General features: G+C 68.1%; 15 protein-coding genes. 9 read left to right on the top strand and 6 right to left on the bottom strand.

Features of this window, described 5'->3' with window-relative positions; all coding sequences use genetic code 11:
- Window positions 1-28: 28 nt before the first annotated feature.
- From AMYAL_RS0111205 to AMYAL_RS0111195, 3 genes are read right to left on the bottom strand one after another with little or no spacing between them, the layout of a single operon-like run.
- Complete coding sequence (locus AMYAL_RS0111205) at window positions 29-907, bottom strand: ABC transporter permease (protein WP_020631397.1); 879 nt, start codon at window positions 905-907, stop codon at window positions 29-31.
- Complete coding sequence (locus tag AMYAL_RS0111200; protein ID WP_020631396.1) at window positions 904-1,899, bottom strand: ABC transporter ATP-binding protein; 996 nt, start codon at window positions 1,897-1,899, stop codon at window positions 904-906. Before AMYAL_RS0111200 ends, AMYAL_RS0111205 begins: the two co-directional genes overlap by 4 nt.
- On the bottom strand, window positions 1,896-2,987 hold the full coding sequence (locus tag AMYAL_RS0111195) for a LolA family protein (RefSeq protein ID WP_020631395.1): 1,092 nt from the start codon (window positions 2,985-2,987) through the stop codon (window positions 1,896-1,898). Before AMYAL_RS0111195 ends, AMYAL_RS0111200 begins: the two co-directional genes overlap by 4 nt.
- A gap of 144 nt (window positions 2,988-3,131) precedes the next feature.
- Here AMYAL_RS0111195 and AMYAL_RS0111190 point away from each other — a divergent pair, with 144 nt between their 5' ends.
- The 3 genes from AMYAL_RS0111190 to AMYAL_RS0111180 all read left to right on the top strand — a co-directional run bounded on the left by AMYAL_RS0111190 (window position 3,132) and on the right by AMYAL_RS0111180 (window position 5,735).
- Entirely contained in the window at window positions 3,132-3,860 is a 729-nt protein-coding gene (locus tag AMYAL_RS0111190; RefSeq protein WP_026466958.1) for a response regulator transcription factor, read from the top strand.
- Window positions 3,857-5,185 (top strand): sensor histidine kinase, encoded by a 1,329-nt coding sequence (locus AMYAL_RS0111185; RefSeq protein WP_020631393.1) that lies wholly within the window; start codon window positions 3,857-3,859, stop codon window positions 5,183-5,185. The genes AMYAL_RS0111190 and AMYAL_RS0111185 overlap by 4 nt, the downstream gene beginning before the upstream one ends.
- A gap of 160 nt (window positions 5,186-5,345) precedes the next feature.
- A complete protein-coding gene (locus AMYAL_RS0111180) occupies window positions 5,346-5,735 on the top strand; it encodes a (deoxy)nucleoside triphosphate pyrophosphohydrolase (RefSeq protein WP_020631392.1) in 390 nt (129 codons plus the stop codon).
- A gap of 49 nt (window positions 5,736-5,784) precedes the next feature.
- Here the strand turns inward: AMYAL_RS0111180 and trpS are convergent, their stop codons facing one another.
- Window positions 5,785-6,750, bottom strand: a complete 966-nt coding sequence (gene trpS, locus AMYAL_RS0111175; RefSeq protein WP_020631391.1) for a tryptophan--tRNA ligase — start codon at window positions 6,748-6,750, stop codon at window positions 5,785-5,787.
- Between the two features lie 336 nt (window positions 6,751-7,086).
- Between trpS and AMYAL_RS0111170 the strand changes: the two genes are divergently transcribed.
- Complete coding sequence (locus tag AMYAL_RS0111170; protein ID WP_020631390.1) at window positions 7,087-7,386, top strand: YciI family protein; 300 nt, start codon at window positions 7,087-7,089, stop codon at window positions 7,384-7,386.
- Between the two features lie 21 nt (window positions 7,387-7,407).
- Here the strand turns inward: AMYAL_RS0111170 and AMYAL_RS49860 are convergent, their stop codons facing one another.
- Window positions 7,408-7,566 carry a hypothetical protein gene (locus tag AMYAL_RS49860; protein WP_007028942.1) on the bottom strand — a complete coding sequence of 53 codons (159 nt, stop codon included), beginning with the start codon at window positions 7,564-7,566 and terminating at the stop codon, window positions 7,408-7,410.
- Window positions 7,567-7,779: 213 nt separating this feature from the next.
- On the opposite strand from AMYAL_RS49860, the gene typA reads away from it, so the two are divergent.
- From typA to AMYAL_RS0111140, 5 genes are all read left to right on the top strand, one after another.
- A complete protein-coding gene (typA, locus tag AMYAL_RS0111160) occupies window positions 7,780-9,702 on the top strand; it encodes a translational GTPase TypA (RefSeq protein WP_020631389.1) in 1,923 nt (640 codons plus the stop codon).
- A gap of 589 nt (window positions 9,703-10,291) precedes the next feature.
- Window positions 10,292-12,001 (top strand): ABC transporter family substrate-binding protein, encoded by a 1,710-nt coding sequence (locus tag AMYAL_RS0111155; RefSeq protein ID WP_020631388.1) that lies wholly within the window; start codon window positions 10,292-10,294, stop codon window positions 11,999-12,001.
- A 287-nt stretch (window positions 12,002-12,288) separates the two neighbouring features.
- Window positions 12,289-14,094, top strand: a complete 1,806-nt coding sequence (locus AMYAL_RS0111150; RefSeq protein WP_020631387.1) for an ABC transporter family substrate-binding protein — start codon at window positions 12,289-12,291, stop codon at window positions 14,092-14,094.
- Between the two features lie 181 nt (window positions 14,095-14,275).
- Window positions 14,276-15,292, top strand: a complete 1,017-nt coding sequence (locus AMYAL_RS0111145; RefSeq protein ID WP_026466957.1) for an ABC transporter permease — start codon at window positions 14,276-14,278, stop codon at window positions 15,290-15,292.
- 1 nt (window position 15,293) lies between these two features.
- On the top strand, window positions 15,294-16,217 hold the full coding sequence (locus AMYAL_RS0111140) for an ABC transporter permease (RefSeq protein WP_026466956.1): 924 nt from the start codon (window positions 15,294-15,296) through the stop codon (window positions 16,215-16,217).
- 280 nt (window positions 16,218-16,497) lie between these two features.
- On the opposite strand, the gene AMYAL_RS0111135 is transcribed toward AMYAL_RS0111140, so the two are convergent.
- Window positions 16,498-18,285: an ABC transporter ATP-binding protein gene (locus AMYAL_RS0111135; RefSeq protein WP_051137520.1), complete on the bottom strand. Its 1,788-nt coding sequence runs from the start codon at window positions 18,283-18,285 to the stop codon at window positions 16,498-16,500.
- Window positions 18,286-18,454: the final 169 nt, after the last annotated feature.

The following is an 18,454-nucleotide window of genomic DNA, read 5'->3' as shown; positions in this document are numbered from 1 at the left end:
CGAATCGCCACTTACGAGCCAGCGAAGGTCAGCCGTCCCGTGTGGTCAGGCGCGAGTAGGCGATCGAGAGCCCGATGACGATGTAGCAAGCGGCCCGCAGGGCGCCCTCGCCGAGCAGCGTCGTGTCCAGCGGGTCCATCAGCACCGACGCCGGTGCCTGCGCCCAGTCCTTGTTGAGCAGGAACGGATGCAGCCACGAGACCGCGTCCAGGAAGCCGAGGATGGTGAACACGATCGTCCCGGCCAGCACCGAGGCGACCACCAGCATCGGATGCTCGGTGAACGACGAGATCGCGAGCGCGACCGCGCCGACCGCCCACAGCTGCAGCGTGATCCACAGCGCCACGATCAGGAGCCTGCCCAGCGCGTCCCACACGCTCAGCGTCGAACCGGTGAGGGTGAACATCGAGTCGGTGCCGCTGATGATCAGCCCGGTGACGAAACCGGTGAACGTCATCGCCAGCACCGCGAGCACCGACACCGTCGCGACGCCGAACGCCTTGATCGCGAGCAGCCTGCCCCGTCCGACCGGCGCGATCAGCCAGCCCCGCAGGGTGCCGTGCGCCGCCTCGCCCGCGATCGCGTCCGCCCCGGCCATCGCCGAAGCGAGCGGCAGGAGCAGCGCCAGCGTCATGGTCAGCGCCGCGACCGGCAGGATGAACCCGTTGTTCATCGCGGACGCGAGCAGCGCGCCGTCCCCGCCGCCACCACCGCCGTTCGCCTCCGCCGGGTCGACCAGCGTCAGCGCGACCCCGATCACGATCGGGATCAGCGCGAGCAGCCCCAGCACGGCCAGCGTGCGGGGCCGCCGGAAGATCCAGCGCAGTTCGGCGCGGTACAACCGGAGCAGGCCGACACTGTCCTGGCCCGTTCGTGCCGCGGGTGCCGCGGCCAGAGCGTGGGTCACGACTCCCCCTCACCGTCTACAGTGGACTCCGGCTGGGTCAGCCGGGCGAACAGGTCTTCCAGCCCGGTGCGCGCCCGCGCCGCCTCGTGCACGGCCACCCCGGCCGTCACCAGATGACGCAGCACGTCGGGAGCTTCGGCGGCGGTGAGGTCCACGCGGACGCCGTCCGGTGTGAGCCTGCTGCCGATCCTGTTCTCCCGCAACGTTTCCACCGCGAGCTCGGCGTCCGGCGTCCGCACCAGCAGCGCCGCGTTCCCCGACTCCAGCAGTTCCGTGAGCTCGCCCTGGGCGATCACGTTCCCCGACTGGAGCACCGCGACATGCGTGCAGGTCGCCTCGACCTCGGCCAGCAGATGCGACGACACCAGCACGGTGACGCCGTCGGCGTGCAGTTCGTCGATGATCCGGCGGATCTCCCTGGTACCCGCCGGGTCGAGGCCGTTGGTCGGCTCGTCGAGCACGACCATCCGCCGCGGCACGAGCAGCGCGCTCGCCAGCCCCATCCGCTGCTTCATGCCCAGCGAGTACCCCTTGTAGCGCCGGGTCGCGGCGTCGGTCAGGCCGACACGCTCCAGCGCCGCGTCGACCGCGCCGGGGATCCCGGCCGAGGCCAGTCTCGGTTCGGCCGCCGCCACGCGCAGCAGGTTCTCCCGCCCGGAGAGAAAGGGGTGGAAGCCCGGCCCTTCGACCAGCGCGCCGACGTCGGGCAGCGCGTGCGCCGCCTCGTCGGGCATCCGCTTGCCGAAGAGTTCGACCTCGCCCTCGGTGGGACGCACGAGTCCGAGCAGCATCCGGATGGTCGTGGTCTTGCCCGAACCGTTGGGGCCGAGCATCCCCAGCACGGCGCCTTCGGGAACGTCGAGATCGACGTGGTCGACGGCCACCGTGCGGCCGTAGACCTTGCGCAGGCCCCTGGTGCGGGCCGCCAGGGGTACCGCCGGAGCGGACGTCTCCTGAGAGGCGTCCGTCCCGGCTTCGAACGTGGTGGTCACTTCGCGGCCAATGCCTCGAAGAGGACCTGCTCCGGCACCGCGCCGACGGCGTAGCGGCCGTCGTCGGTCAGCACGCCGCTGCCGACCTTGGTGGTCACCAGCCAGCCGCTGCCCCACGCGCCGCTGACCGGCTTGGCGAACCGCGAAAGCAGCGCCTTCGGGTCGACCTGACGGCCTTCCTCGTCCTTCGCGCTACCGGCCTTGGCCAGCGCGTCGGCCGGGATCTTGCCGGTGATCGCGGTGTCCCAACCGTCGCCGACGACCTTGACGTCGGACTTCGCCTGCTCGGCGAGTTCACGGTTCTTCGGGTCGACCTCGGCGGTCTTCTCGGTCACCTTCGCGCCCTTCGGCGGGGTGAACTCGAAGTTCCCCGCGGGCTGGTTCGCGAAGTTGATCTCGCTGAAGGAGACCTCGAGTGCCGGGGAGGAGGTGCCGTTGGCCAGCACCGTCAGCCGCAGCGGCATCCGGGTCTGCTCGTCGATCGCGACCCGGATCTCGCGCAGGAGCGTCCGCTCGGTCGGCTTCGGGGTCAGCACCAGCTCGTACGCCGCCCGGTTCGCCACCGAGGACGTCCCGTCGACGGCGATCGTGCTGCTCTCGCGCACCTTGCCGAGCAGTTCCGAAGCCACCGTCGCCGGGTCGACGGCCTGGCCCTCGACCTTGTTCTGGTGCTCCTTGGCCAGGTCGGCCGGGATGGTCACCTTGGTCGCGGAGTTGTCCTTGGAGTTGTACTCCCAGACGGTCTGGCCGTTCCGGACGATGGTCTGCTGGCTGGAGCCCTCGGTGAGCGACACCTTGCTCTTGCCCGCGCCATCGGTCGAGATCTGCGCCGAGTCGATGCTCAGCGCGGACGCGCCGGGCAGCGTGCTGCCGATCTGCGGCAGGCCGAGGTCGTTGTTGACCTTGACCTTCCCGTCGAACGCCGACGGCTTCGCGTTGAGCGTGGACTGCACCAGCTCTTCGGCGCTGATCTGCGGCAGCACCGGGGCATCACCCGCGCTGGCAGGCATCGCGACGACGGCGAGCCCGCCGACGCCCAGAGCCGTCCCCACCACCGCCGCGGTGATGGCCTTCCTCTTCGGATCCATGCTGTCTCTCCCTGTTTCCCCGAACCCCAGTGTGCTCGGGTCTTGGCGACAACGCTTCCCCGGAAACGCTGAGATACCACTCAGACTCCGCCGTCCGAGCTGAGATGGCGCTGAGAGCTCGCGCGTGAGCTGGTGAAAGCGTGAATGATGAGGGACGTGAAACCTCGAGTACTGGTGGTCGACGACGAACCCGGCGTCCGCAAGGCGCTGCAGCGGGGGCTGCGCGCCGAGGACATGGACGTGGTCACGGCGGCCGACGGGCCGAGTGGCCTGCGGCTCGCGCAGACGGGCTCCTTCGACGTCGTCCTGCTCGACATCATGCTTCCCGGTCTTTCCGGCTATCGCGTGCTCGAACGGCTGCGCGCGCTCGGCGTCACCACGCCGGTGCTGATGATCTCCGCGAAGGACGGCGAGGTCGACCAGGCGGACGGTCTCGACCTCGGCGCCGACGGCTATCTCGTGAAGCCGTTCTCGTTCGTCGTCCTGGTCGCGCAGGTGCGCGCGGTGCTGCGGCGGGCGTCGCCGGACGCGATCCGCGGACCGCTGCGGATCGGCGCGCTCGAAGTCGACCGGAGCCTGCGGCAGGTCCGCTACGACGGCATCGACGTGGCGTTCAGCCCCCGCGAGTTCGCGCTGCTGGAGGTATTGGCAGGCCGGGCGGGCACGGTGGTCACCAAGGACGAGCTGCTGCGCGCCGTCTGGGGTGACGAACAGGCCGCGACCCGCAACGTCGTCGAGGTCTACGTCGGCTACGTGCGCCGGAAACTCGACGCGGTCGGCGCGGGCGCGCTGGTCCGGACCGTGCGCGGGCACGGCTACCTGGCCTCGGATCCGCAGCTCGACGAAGTGATCGCCCCGGCGGGACAGGGGTGATCGGCTCGCCGTCTTGGTGGCGCCGCCGCTCGCTCCAGGTCCGGATCACCCTGCTCACGGCCGCGGTCACGCTCGGTTTCCTGCTCGGGCTGGCGGCGGTCGCCGGTGACAATCTCCGGCCGCTGCTCATCGGCTCGGTCGACGACGAACTCAGCGCCCAGCTGGAGATCGCGAAGGCCGACGCCGCCGCCGGGCGGTCACCGGCGGCCTCGGCGGTCACCGTCCGCGTCCTCGACACCGGCGGCGCCCCGGCCGACGGCCTGCCACCGGCGAACCTCGGCCCGGCGGACGTCCGCGCGCTGAAGGCGGGCGAGCCGGTCACGACCGGCGGCGAGCACAGCTGGCGCTGGGTGGGCACCGTGGTCACCGCGCCCGACGGGCAGCAACGCCTGGTCGCCGCCGGCGCCGGTCTGGTCGGCTTCGCCACCGCCGTGCATTCCGGCGGGCTGTGGCTGTTCGTGGTCGCGTCGGTCGGCGCGGTGGGCGCCGGGATCGCGACGTGGCTGCTGGTGCGGTTCGCGCTGCGGCCGGTGGCCCGGATGCGCGGTTCCGTGCGGGCCCTGCCACCGGGCGCGCGGCTTCCGCTGCCGGACTCGCACGACGAACTCCGCGCGCTGGCCGAGGAGTTCAACGCCCTGCTGGCCAGGCAGGAGGAGGGCGCCGACCGGCTGCGGCGGTTCACCGGCGACGCCGCGCACGAGCTGCGTTCGCCGGTCGCGTCGATCCGTGTGCAGGCCGAGGTCGCCGTCACCAATCCCGATCCCGACCTCTCGCAGGAGACGCTTTCCGACATCCTGGAGGAGTCGGAACGGCTTTCCTCGCTGCTCGACGGGCTGCTGGCGCTGGCGAGGTCGGACGCGGGGGAGGTGCCGCCCGCCGAACCGGTCGAGCTGGTGAGCGAGGTGCGGGCCGCGGTCGCGCGGATGCCCGCCGACGCGCCGGACGTCCGGGTGAGCGGCACGGCCGGGACGGCGTGGGCGCTGGCCACGCACGCCGAGGTCGAACTGGTGCTGAGCAACCTGCTGCGCAACGCCTCCCGGTACGCGCGCGGCGAGATCGTGGTTTCGGTGCTCGCGTCGCGGTCCTCGGTGCGGGTGGTGGTCGACGACGACGGGCCGGGTATCGCGCCGGAGCACCGGGACCGGGTCTTCGACCGCTTCTACCGCGTTTCCGATTCGCGGGCCCGGTCCTCCGGCGGGACCGGGCTGGGACTGGCGATGGTCGCGGAGGCCGTCCGGCGGCGCGGGGGTCGGGTGCGGGTCGGCGAGTCACCCGATGGCGGGGCGCGTTTCCAGATCGTCTGGCAGGCCGCGCGGCCTCAGTAGACGCTCCCGCTCCTCGTACCTGTGACCAGCCGGCCGACCCGCGTGTAGTCGGGTTCCGTCGCCGTGTCGTCCGTCTGATCACACGTGTCGTCCGTCTGGACACGCGTGCCGTCCGTCCGATCACGCGAGCAGGCGGCCCGGCCTCAGTAGGGTGTGCCGCGTGGTGATCGTGGGTGCCGCCATCGTGCGGAACGGACAGTTGCTGGCGCAGCAGCGGGCCTGGCCCGCCGACCACGCCGGGCAGTGGGAACTGCCGGGCGGACGGGTCGAAGACGGCGAAAGCGACGAGGCCGCTCTGGCGCGTGAGTGCCTGGAGGAGCTGGACGTCGCCGTGACGGTCGGTGGCCGGGTCGGCGACGATGTTCCGCTGCCGAAGGGAAAGGTGCTGCGGATTTACGCCGCTTCGCTGGTCAGCGCGGGGGACGAGCCGCGGGCGGTGGAGCACAAGGACGTGCGGTGGATCACCGCGCGCGAACTCGACGACCTCGACTGGCTCCCCGCCGACCGGATCCTCCTCCCGGCCCTGCGCGCCCTGCTCGCAAGTCCGTGAAGGCCTCCTTCCCTACTTTGAGGGTAGGGAAGGAGGCCTTCACGGACCTTCAACCGGCACCGATGAGACGTAGGGCGGACTGGAGCCGGTGGTCACCGCGCTCCGCCGCCCGGACGGCACCCGCCTTGCGCACCCGCTCCAGCTCGCCGGGGTCGGCGAGCAGCGCCAGGGCACGCTCCCGGACCGGCCGCAGCTCCTCGATGAGCGCCTCGGCGACAGCCTCTTTGACCTGGCCGTAGGAGTCGAACCGGTCGGCGAGTACTTCGGGCTTCTCCTTCGTACACGCCGAGAGGATGTCCAGCAGGTTCGCCATCCCTGGCCGGGCCTCCGGCGCGTACGCGGGCTTCGACCCGCCGTCGGTCTTCGCGCGTTTGACCTTCCGCCTGACCTGGTCGGCCTCGTCGAGGACGAAGACGACCCCGGCCTCCTCCCGCGTCGACTTCGACATCTTGCGGGTCGGCTCGGCGAGGTCCATCACGCGCGCCCCGGCGGGCGGCAGGACCGCCTTCGGCATGGTGAACACGTCGCCGTAGGTGGAGTTGAACCGCTTCGCCAGGGTTCTCGCCAGTTCGACGTGCTGCCGCTGGTCCTCGCCGACCGGGACCTCGTCCGCGCCCTGGAGCAGGATGTCCGCCGCCATCAGCACGGGATAGGTCAGCAGGGACAGCCGGACCCCGGCGCGGCCCTTCGACTTCTCCTTGAACTGGATCATCCTGGCGGCCTCGCCGTAGTTGCAGGTGCACTCGAGGACCCAGTTGAGGGCGCCCAGCTCGCGGGCTATGTCGGATTGCACGAACACGCGGTCCGGCTCGATCCCGGCCGCGATCAGCACGGCCAGCTGTTCCGACGCCATCGAGCGCAGCTTCGCCGGATTGTGCGAGTTCGTCATGGCGTGCAGGTCGGAGACGAAGTACAGGTCGTCCGGCCCGCCTTCGTCCGCCCAGCGCCGGATGGCTCCCAGGTGGTTCCCGATGTGGACGTGGCCGGACGGGGTGATCCCGGACAACCTGATCATCTGCCTTCTTCCTTCCGGATTCGGGCCGCCCCAGGAGTCCGGGCACGAAAAAGGCCGCCCGGTGGGGCGGCCTGTGGTGCGCTCGTCTGGTTCAGCGCAGGACTTCGGGGCCGCCGGAGGGCGGCCACCACGAAGCGTGCTGCGTGCGCATGACGACGATGGTACGCGGCCCGGCAAGTGGTCCGGCGGACACGTTCGAACGAGTACGAACAGAGAATCTCGTACAAAGTGAAAAAATAGGGCTGAGTCACTCATTCCGGGCACGTCGCGTCAATACTTCGTATCGGCTGATCCAGTACACCCGTCATATAGGAGATCCGGGTCTACCTTCATCTCATGTATGTCGTGATGCTGACCTATACGGCCCCTATCGAAGAAATCGACTACGTGCTCCCGGATCACGCCGACTGGCTGACCAAGCAGTACGAGCACGGCATTTTCCTCGCCTCCGGCAGGCGCAATCCGCGCATCGGTGGTGTCATCATCACCAGGCCCATGGCCAGGGGAAAGCTGGACGCGATCCTCGCGACCGACCCCTTTTCGATCAAGCATATGGCCGCCTATGAGGTGATCGAGTTCTCGCCGACCAGAACCGCGCCGGAACTGCGGTTGATCAACGAGGCGGTGGTGCACTGACGATCAGTGCCGACGATGCGGTCAAGCCGCTTTCGCGATCTTCGTTTTCGCCTTTTTCAGGGCGAGAACGGGGCATTTGCCGCATCGTGACTTCGAGCGGCAGCATTTCTTCTTGACCTTGCCCGACTTCATCCATTTGCGCACGAGCTTGTGCGGGTCGTCGGGTAGTTTCTTGCCCACTCGTGCTCCTCGTCGGACTGCGTCGGCGACGCAGTCCACGTTAGGTGAGGCTAACCGATCTTGGGGCGTGGGGGTGCTCACAGTTCGGCTACAGGTAGGCTGGTGAGGTCCGCGTATGGCCAAAGTCGGCCGACGTTACCCGATCGCGTGAGTAGAGCGACCGGGGCCCGGCGCGGGCACCACACCCGAACTTGAAACCTTTGGAGCCTTCGCGTGCCCGCAGCCAGCGCCACCGCAGTCGATGCCGGCCGCTCGTCCGGCAAGACCCGGCCCGACCTGCGCAACGTCGCCATCGTCGCACACGTCGACCACGGCAAGACAACCCTCGTCGACGCCATGCTCCGGCAGTCCGGCGCGTTCGAGGAACGCGCCGAGGTCGTCGACCGCGTGATGGACTCCGGGGAGCTCGAGCGGGAAAAGGGCATCACCATTCTCGCGAAGAACACCTCCATCCACCGCGAGACCGAGAACGGCCCGGTGACCATCAACGTCATCGACACCCCCGGCCACGCCGACTTCGGCGGCGAGGTCGAGCGCGGCCTCGCCATGGTCGACGGCGTCGTCCTGCTGGTGGACGCCAGTGAGGGCCCGCTGCCGCAGACCCGGTTCGTCCTGCGCAAGACCCTCGAGGCCGGCCTGCCGGTGATCCTCGTGGTCAACAAGACCGACCGTCCCGACGCCCGGATCTCCGAGGTCGTCGAAGAGACCCACGACCTGCTTCTCGACCTGGCGGGCGACATCGAGGACGCCGACCTAGACGCGATCCTCGACCTGCCGGTCGTGTTCGCCTCCGCGCGAGCGGGCAAGGCGAGCCTCGAGCAGCCCGCCGACGGCGCGGTGCCCGAGAGCGAGAACCTCGACCCGCTGTTCGAGACCCTGCTGCGTCACGTGCCGCCGCCCTTCGCGGACCGGGAAGGCCCGCTGCGCGCGCTGGTCACCAACCTCGACGCGTCGAACTTCCTCGGCCGGATCGCGCTGATCCGCATCCACTCCGGCAACCTGCGCAAGGGCCAGACCGTGGCCTGGATGCGCGAGGACGGCAGCATCCAGAACGTCCGGATCTCCGAGCTGCTCGTCACCGAGGCGCTCACCCGCGTCCCGGCGACCGAGGCCAGCGCGGGCGAACTGGTCGCCATCGCGGGCATCCCCGACATCACCATCGGTGACACGCTGGCCGACGTCGAGAACCCCGAGGCGCTGCCCCGGATCGCCGTCGACGAGCCCGCCATCTCGATGACCATCGGTGTCAACACCTCGCCGCTGGCGGGCCGCAGCGGCGGCGACAAGGTCACCGCGCGGCTGGTCAAGGCCCGGCTGGACCAGGAGCTGATCGGTAACGTCAGCATCAAGGTGCTGCCGACCGAGCGCCCCGACACCTGGGAGGTCCAGGGCCGTGGCGAGCTGGCGCTGGCGATCCTCGTCGAGCAGATGCGCCGCGAAGGCTTCGAGCTGACCGTCGGCAAGCCGCAGGTGGTCACCCGGATGATCGACGGCAAGCTCCACGAGCCGTTCGAGCGCCTGTCGATCGACTCCCCGGAGGAGTACCTCGGCGGCATCACGCAGCTCCTGGCCGCCCGCAAGGGCCGCATGGAGCACATGGGCGGGCACGGCACCGGCCGGATCAAGCTCGACTACGTCCTCCCGGCGCGTGGCCTGATCGGCTTCCGCACCGACTTCCTCACCGAGACCCGCGGCACCGGTATCGCGAACCACGTGTTCGAGGGCTACTTCCCGTGGGCCGGCGAGATCCGCACCCGCCACTCGGGTTCGTTGGTCGCCGACCGCTCCGGCCCGATCACCGCCTACGCGATGATCCAGCTGGCCGACCGCGGCACCTTCTTCGTCGAGCCGGGCGCCGAGGTGTACGAGGGCATGGTCGTCGGCGAGAACCCGCGCGCCGAGGACCTCGACATCAACATCACCAAGGAGAAGAAGCTGACCAACATGCGTCAGTCCTCCGCCGACGTGATGGAGACGCTGGCCCGCCCGCGCAAGATGGGCCTGGAGGAGGCGCTGGAGTTCTGCTCCGTCGACGAGTGCGTCGAGGTCGCCCCCGACGTCGTCCGGATCCGCAAGGTCACGCTGGACGTCAACCAGCGCGCCAAGGAGCGCAACCGCAACAAGAACCGCGGCTGATTCCCTGACCGACGCCGAAGGGCGCCTGCTCACTCACTGTGAGTAGGCGCCCTTCGGCGTTTTCGGCGACAGAATCCGTCACTCACCGTATTCGATCAGGTGTTCTTTGTGAGAGGGAGTCCTTTCCCGACAATTCCGCCGGGACGCCGTTCTCCATTTTGGACGGTGTTCACAACGCCGGAACGGCTTCCCGGCGCGGCGAAAGTACCGCGCCGCCGGGTGGGCCGAGAACTTCGATCACACCCGACGCGAAAACAAAGGCAGCTAAATGTGTCCGGATAGGACTCCGTAGCACGATCGTTTCCACCGTCGAATCGTCATTCCGGCCCCCGTTCCGGAATGTTCCGGGTCGCGGAACCCATTGCCGGACGAGCCCGTTTCGGCGGGTGCCGAAATACCCCGGCCATGGCAGGAACCCCGAGGGCCTCCCGGACGTCCACCGGAGGAGGCGGCATCCGGTCGGGCGACGGCCGGGCCGATATGGGAATCTCGCTGCCGAGGCCATGCCCGGCGTGGTAGCTCTATGGCGACGGGGCGAGGGACAAACCAGGAGGATCCAGGCGTGCGGTCACCGAACACAGCGGCGCCCATGCTGGCGTGCGCGGCCGTGCTCCTCGCTGCCTGCAGCAACACCCCGCCCCCGCCGGTGGTCAGCTCGTCGGCCTCACCGGTGAGCAGCTCGACCACGAAGACGCCTTCGCAGGTCGTCGTGGGTGTCGACGACGTTCTCGGCGGCTACAACCCGCACAACCTCGCCGACGCCTCCCAGGTGACGTCGGCGCTCTCGCAGCTGCTGCTCCCGTCGGTGTTCCGCCCGAAGGACGACGGCAGCTTCGAGCTGGACAAGAGCCTGATGAAGTCCGCCGAGGTCGTCTCGCAGCAGCCGTTCACGGTCGCGTACACGATCCGGCCGGACGCCTCCTGGTCCGACAGCGCGCCGATCGCCGCCGAGGACTTCGCCTACCTGCGCGAGGCGATGCGCGACCAGCCGGGCGTCATCGGCCCCGCGGGCTACCGGCTGATCTCGGACATCCAATCGCGGGAAGGCGGCAAGCGGGTCGAGGTCACCTTCGCCAAGCCGTATCCGGGCTGGCAGACGCTCTTCGGCAACCTGCTTCCCGCCCATCTGCTCAAGGACGCCCCGAACGGGTGGCAGGGCGCGCTGGCGACGACGTTCCCCGCCGTCGCCGGGCCGTACTCGATCAAGGGCCTCGACACGGCGCGCGGAGAGGTCGTCCTGGAGCGCAACGAGCGCTACTGGGAGAAACCCTCCGCCCTCGACCGGATCGTGCTCCGTGCGGCCGATGAGGACGGCACACTGGCCGCTCTGCGCAGCGGCAACGACCAGTTCGCGATGACCAGGACCGGCGGCACCGGTCTCAAACGGCTCGGCGAGCTCGGCTCGGCCGTCCAGCTGCACACGGTCGCCCGCCCCACGGTCGCGCAGATCCTCCTGCGGCCGGTGAGTTCGACGCTGTCGGATCCCAAGGTGCGCGAAGGCGTCACCGCGCTGATCGACCGCGGCAAGCTGATCACCGAGTCGGCGAAGGGCGGCCCCTCGGAGAAACTCCGCGCCGACGCCCAGGTCCGCGTCCCGTCCGCCCCCGGCTTCCAGCCGACGATCCCGGCCCCCGGCCCGCCGTCGGCGGCGGATCCGGCCAGAGGCGAGGAGCTGCTCAAATCCGCCGGCTACACCAAGGAAGCCGGAACCTGGCGCAAGAACGGGAAGAACCTTTCGCTGGTCGTCGCCTCGCCCGCCAAACAGGAGCCGTACGCGACGATCGCCAAGGAGCTGACGGCGCAACTGGTGGCCGCGGGGATCGAGGTCAACGCGATCGCACCGCAGCCGAGGGAGCTCTTTTCGACGCTGCTGGCCATGCCGGTGCTGAACGGGATCCAGCAGACGACCCCGGAGGGCGCGGGCAACGTCGGCATCGACATCGCGGTGATCGGCCAGGTCACCGGGGGCGCGGACGTCGCGTCGGTGCTGGCGTCCACCTTCGGCTGCCGTCCCGATCAGCTCACCGACAAGACCAAGGCCGTGGTCCCCGGCAACCCGCTGGGCTTCTGCGACCCGGCCCTGCAGCCGTCGATCGACGCCGCCCTGACCGGCACCACGCCGGTGGCAGACACACTTTCGGCCCTCGAACCGGAATTGTGGCGCCGGAATGTTGCCATTCCGTTGTTCCAGCTGGCCGATACCCTCGCCATCGGCTCTGGTATTTCCGGAGTAACCGCTGGTCCTCCTATGGTGGGCCCTTTCGGGTCGGCGGTGAACTGGACGAGGGGTCCGAAGTAGCCGATTCGAGTCCGAGTCCGCCCCTGGCGGGTGACCTTTCCCGGCACGTTCGAGTGGCGGACTGATTCCTCAAGGTAACCACTGTATTTCTCGATGTCGGTCGCAAGTTACCCTTTGGTCACGATCGCCCCGGAACTGGTGACTGTTCGTGCATTTCCTTTCTAGCGTGCACCCGCAGTGCGCCAAATGAGTGTCGCTTGGCGTGTCATAGGCTCCGGGCCATCTCACCGGAGCGGTGTGGGGTCCTGTTCCGATCTCAGGAACCCAGTGCTAGGAGGGCACACTTCATGAGGAAGTCCAAGGCAGTCTCCGCCTGGTCGCTGGTCGCGGCCTCCGCGCTTGTGCTGAGCGCATGCAGCGGTGGCGACAGCGGTAGTTCCGACCAGAACGGGTCGTCGACCGACATCAAGAGCATGGCGGTCGGTAAGGCGCAGAACGGCGAAAACTTCAAGCTCGCGGACACCAAGGGGTACGAAGGCACCGTCACGGTGGGTATCGACGACGGGTACTCGGGCTACAACAACGACACGCCTGACACCAACACGTCGTACAACACCTACGTCCTGACCTCTGTGCTTGCCGGCGCCGATGTGCTCGACGGCAACAACAAGGTGCTGCTGAACAACGACGTGTTCGACTCCTGGGAGGTCACCTCCAAGTCGCCGCAGACCGTCGTCTACAAGATCAAGCCGAACGTGAAGTGGTCGGACAACGAGGCGTTCGACTGCGACGACATGTACCTGTCGTGGCTGGCGCACTCCGGCAAGGCGAAGACCTCCGACGGCAAGCAGGCCTTCCTCGCCGCTTCGACGACCGGCTACCAGCTGATCAACGAGGCGACCTGCAAGGACGACCTGACCTTCGAGACCAAGTACACCGAGCCGTACCTGGACTACAAGGGTCTGTTCAACTCGACCGCGATCATGCCGGCGCACATCGTCGAGAAGCGGGCGAACGTCCCCGACATCACCAAGCTGACCCCGACCAGCGACGCGGCCCAGCTCAAGGCGGCCGGTGAGTTCTGGACCAACGGGTTCAAGGCCTTCAAGGCCGAGGACATGCCCGCTTCGGGCCCGTACAAGATCACCGCGTTCGACGCCAACCAGAAGGCCGTCACGCTGGAGAAGAACCCGAACTGGATCGGTGGCAAGGGTGGCCCCTCCAAGATCGTCGTGAAGGCGATGGAGGACACCAAGGCCATGGCGACCGCGCTGCAGAACGGTGAGATCGACATCGCCGCCTCGACGCAGCCCGACGCCACCGCGGCCAACACCATGAAGGGCCTTTCCGCCCAGGGTGTCACCTACGGTTCGGCCTCGCAGCTGACCTTCGAGCACATCGACCTCAACTACAAGCGCATGTTCAAGGACAAGAACCTGCGCAAGGCGTTCTTCGAGGTCGTCAACCGCCAGGAGATCACCGACAAGCTCCTGAAGGAGGTCCAGGCCGACGCGACCCCGCTGAACAGCATCGTGTTCATGCCGGGCGAGCAGGGCTTCAAGGACCTGTACAGCAGCAAGGCAGGTCTGGGCGCCCAGGCCGCGGCCAAGACGCTGACCGACGCCGGCTGGGTCAAGGGTGGCGACGGCATCTTCGCCAAGGACGGCCAGCGCGCGTCGTTCAAGATCTCGCACAACCAGAACACCCGCCGTCAGCAGACCGTCGAGATCATCATCTCGCAGGCCAAGGCCGCCGGTATCGAGATCACGGACGACCAGGACGCCAACTTCCTGAAGGGTGGCCGTCTCGCGGCCAGCGACTACGACGCCGCGCTCTTCGGCTGGTCCGCCGCTCCGTTCAAGGCCGAGCAGAAGTCGATCTACATCACCCGTGTCGACGACAGCAGCCAGAACTACCAGGGCCTGTCGAACCCGACGATCGACTCCTCCTTCGAGGCGGCCGTGAAGGCCACCGACGAGGCGGTCCAGCTGGAGAGCTACCAGAAGGCCGACCAGGCGATCGCGGACGAGTACGCGACGCTGCCGCTGTTCCAGACCCCGTCCATGTGGGCGTTCAAGGGCATCGACCGCACGTACATGCAGTCGTACAACGGTGTCCTGTGGAACGCCGGTGAGTGGGAGCAGAAGAAGTAGGGCTTCCGCCCCGCTTTTTCACCACTCTCTTACGCGATCCTGGTGGTAGGGGGCCCGGCCACAAGCCGGGCCCCCGTACCCGCCGGAAGTAGCTGTTGACCGTAGGGTTACCGCCACTACCGTGGACAACCGGGCAGCGGTCCAGCACTTCGGCGACCAGGCCCGGATGAGGAGCAGTTCGTTGAACCTGGTGATCTACATTCTTCGCCGTCTGGCGATATCGATCCCCGTCCTGTTGGTCGGGACCTTTCTGTGTTTCATCATGGTCGCCGGCACCGGCGACCCGCTCGCCGAGATGAAGAGCAACCCGGCCATCAGCAAGGAAGCCATCGCTCAGTTGGCCTCGCAGCTCGGCCTGGACCAGAGCATCGTGCCCCGGTACTTCACTTGGCTCGGCAACTTCATCACCGGCGACTGGGGCGTTTCCATCGCGCAGGGCAACGCGCAGGCCCCGGTGTTCCCGAAGGTGATGGCCGCGTTCGAGGTCACCTTGAAGCTCGTCGTCGGAGCCGAGATCCTCGCGCTCATCCTCGGCGTCCTCGTCGGTGTGGTCGCGGCGGTCAAGCAGTACTCGATCCTCGACTACATCGCCACCACGCTGGCCTTCCTGTTGTTCTCGATGCCGATCTTCTGTGTCGCCATCGTGCTGAAGGGCTACGCGATCCAGTTCAACGGCTGGGTCCGGGACCTGGGACTGTCCGATGTGCTCGGTAATCCCTGGATCCGCACCACGAGCCCGGAATCGCTGAACTTCAACGGTCCAGGCGGTTTCCTGGCAAGTTATGTCGGCGCGTATCTGCTGCCGACGTTGTCCATCATGGCGATCAGCTTCGCCGCCTACAGCCGGTTCCAGCGCGCTTCGATGCTGGAGACGCTGAACGCGGACTACGTGCGGACGGCGCGTGCCAAGGGACTCGCCAACGGCCGGGTCATCTTCCGCCACGCCTTCCGTAACGCGCTCATCCCGGTGACCACCCTGTTCTCCGTCAACTTCGGTGCCGTGCTCTCGGGCGCGATCATCACCGAGACGGTGTTCAACTGGAATGGCATGGGCAAGCTGCTCGTCGAAGCCGTGATCAAGAGCGATACCCAGGTGATGATGGGGTGGCTGGTGCTCATCGCCAGCAGCATCATCGTCGCCAACCTGATCGCCGACCTGATGTACGGCATCCTGGACCCGAGGATTCGCGTTGGCTGACTTGAACTCCCTAATCGCGGCGGAAGACGCCAAGTCCGCCGATGGCACGCTTCCGGAAGAGGCCCTGCCCGAGCCCCGGAGCCAGGGCAAGCTGGTCCTGCGCAAGTTCCTGCGGCACAAGCTGGCGATGATCTGCACGGGGGTCCTGCTGCTCCTCGTGCTGACCGTCATCATCATGCCGATCTTCTGGCCGCACAGCTACGAGGACAGCTCCTTCCCCTCCTTCGCCAAGCCCAGCGCGGATTACCCGCTCGGCACGACGCAGGTCGGCAAGGAAATGGTGTCGCAGATCCTCCGCGGCACCCAGTACTCGCTGCTGATCGCGCTCATCGTGTCGATCGTCGCCACCACCATCGGCACCGTTTTCGGCGCCATGGCCGGCTACCTGCGAGGCTTCACCGACTCGGCGATCTCGCGGGTGACGGACCTGTTCCTGATCGTCCCGCAGATCGCCGCCGCCGCCATCCTGGCGAAGGTGTTCGGTGGCGGCAGCTGGTACATCGTCGCGATGGTGCTGGCGGCCTTCGGCTGGATGCCGATCGCGCGGATCGCCAGAGCCGAGGCGATGTCGCTGTCCCAGCGGGAATTCGTGGACGCCGCTCGCGCGTCCGGCGCCGGGACCCTGCACATCGTGTTCAAGCACCTGGTGCCGAACATGGTCGGCCTGATCACGGTCAACGCGACCCTCGCGGTCGCGCAGGCCGTGCTGATCGAGGCGGCGCTGTCCTTCATCGGGCTGGGGGTGCAGCTGCCGGACACCTCGCTCGGCCGCGTCATCCTCGAGAACTACTCGCAGCTGCAGAACCGGCCGGCGCTGTTCTTCGGCCCGTTCATCGTGCTGGTGCTGATCTCGCTGACGATCAACTTCATCGGTGACGGCCTGCGGGACGCTTTCGACCCGCGGCAGCGCCGGATGAAGGCGTAAAGCCCTCTAACCGTGTGAAGGCCCCCTTCCCTCGGCTCAGCCGAGGGAAGGGGGCCTTCACGCTGTTCAGGGCTTGTGAGGGGACCTTTCGCAACACTCCGGCGGCACCGGGTGTCGCGAAAGCCACTTTCGCGACATCAGACGTCCCGAAAGTGGCTTTCGCGACACCCGAAGCCGACCCTCCACCGTCGAGCCCACCCTGCCCCGCATCGCACTCGCCCCCAAGTACGTGAAGGCCCCCTTGCTCGCGCCAGGCGCAAGCAAGGGGGCCTTCAAGTCCTTACAGGGAGTCGGCCACCGGAGCGAGCTTGCCCGCCTCCCAGGCCGCACGCCGCTCGGCCTGCAGCACCGGGTCCGCGACCGGGGCGGCCGAGAGCAGGCGGCGGGTGTAGTCCTCGCGCGGCGAGTGCAGCACCTGGTCACGCGTGCCGACCTCGACCAGCTTGCCGTACTGCATCACCGCGACGCGGTCGGCCAGCAGGTCGACGACGGCGAGGTCGTGACTGATGAACAGGCAGGCGAACTGCAGCGAGCGCTGCAGGTCGAGGAACAGGTCCAGCACGCGAGCCTGCACCGACACGTCCAGCGCCGAAGTGGGCTCGTCCGCGATCAGCAGCGCCGGGTCGAGCGAGAGCGCCCGCGCGATGGCGACGCGCTGACGCTGGCCGCCGGAGAGCTCGTGCGGGTACCGGTTGCGGTAGTGGCCGCCGAGCTCGACCTTGTCCAAAAGGGACGTCACACGCTCGTTCAGGGCCTTGCCGGACAGGAACTTGTGCAGCACCATCGGCTCGGCGATCGACTCGCCGATGGTCATCTTCGGGTCCAGTGTGGACGCCGGGTCCTGGAACACGATCGAGAAGTAGCGGCGCAGCGGGCGCAGCTCCTTGTTCGACATGTTCGTGATGTCCTTGCCCGCGATCGACACGGTGCCTTCGGTCGGGGTCAGCAGGCGGATCGCGCAGCGGCCGACGGTCGACTTGCCGGAACCGGATTCGCCGACCAGGCCGACGATCTCGCCCTTGGCGATGGTCAGCGAGACGTCGTCCACCGCGCGGTTCTTCGCCTGGCCGCGGCGGCCGGGGTACTCCAGCACGAGGTTCTTGATCTCGAGCGCGGGCGCGCTCTCCTCGATCACGGCCGCGAGCTCGGAGTCTTCGAGCCGGATGTCCTCGGCGATCTTCGTGGCCTCGTCGCTGTCGGCGGAGATGCCCTCGTCGTCGAGCAGGCGGCGGCCCTCGGGACGCTGGCCGAGCACCGGCACCGCGGCGAGCAGCTTGCGGGTGTACTCCTGCGACGGCGACGCGAACAGGTCGCGCACCGGCGCCTCTTCGACGATGTTGCCCTGGTACATCACGACCACGCGGTCGGCGAGGTCGGCGACGACACCCATGTCGTGCGTGATCAGCACGATCGCGGTGTTCAGGGTGTCACGCAGTTTGCGCAGCAGGCCGAGGATCTCCGCCTGCACGGTGACGTCGAGCGCCGTCGTCGGCTCGTCGGCGATGATCACCTTCGGGTCGCACGAGATCGCCATCGCGATGACGACACGCTGGCGCAGACCGCCCGAGAGCTGGTGCGGGTACTGCTTGAAGCGCAGCGGCGGGTTCGGGATGCCGACCATCTCCAGCAGCTCGATGGCGCGCTTGTCGGCGGCTTCCTTCGAGATGTCCTGGTGCGAGCGGAGCGCTTCGCGCAGCTGCCAGCCGACCGTGTAGACCGGGTTCAGCGCGGTCATCGGCTCCTGGAAGATCATCGCGACCTGGTTGCCGCGGATCTTCTGGAGGTCCTTCTCCTTGAGGTCGGCGAGGTTGCGGTCGCCGAGGCGGAGCTCACCCGCGATCCGGCTCGTCTTCGGGAGCAGCCCGAGCACCGACATCGAGGTCACCGACTTGCCGGAACCGGACTCGCCGACCACCGCGACGATCTCACCAGGCTTGACGTCGAACCCGATGCCCTTGACGGCGTCGACCACGCCGTCGTCGGTCGGGAACGAGACGCTCAGGTCGGAGATGGACAGAACCGAACCCGACACGCCGCCGAGGTCCGACGATGCTGCTTCAGTGCTCACCAAGATGCCCTTCGTGGGGGTACATATGGTCACGGCGCAAAGCCCGTGACGGTGTCAACGCGCCCTCGGCGGGAAAACATGCCTCGGACGTGCGCGAGGATAACCGAGAGTCGCCCGACTAAGGTCGGTGCTCGGGGCTTCCGTTCCCGACACCCTATAAAGGAATGCC

Source organism: Amycolatopsis alba DSM 44262 (assembly GCF_000384215.1).
Classification (GTDB): domain Bacteria; phylum Actinomycetota; class Actinomycetes; order Mycobacteriales; family Pseudonocardiaceae; genus Amycolatopsis; species Amycolatopsis alba.
Note: the sequence above shows the minus strand (reverse complement) of the source record. Positions and strands in the feature narration are given on the sequence as shown.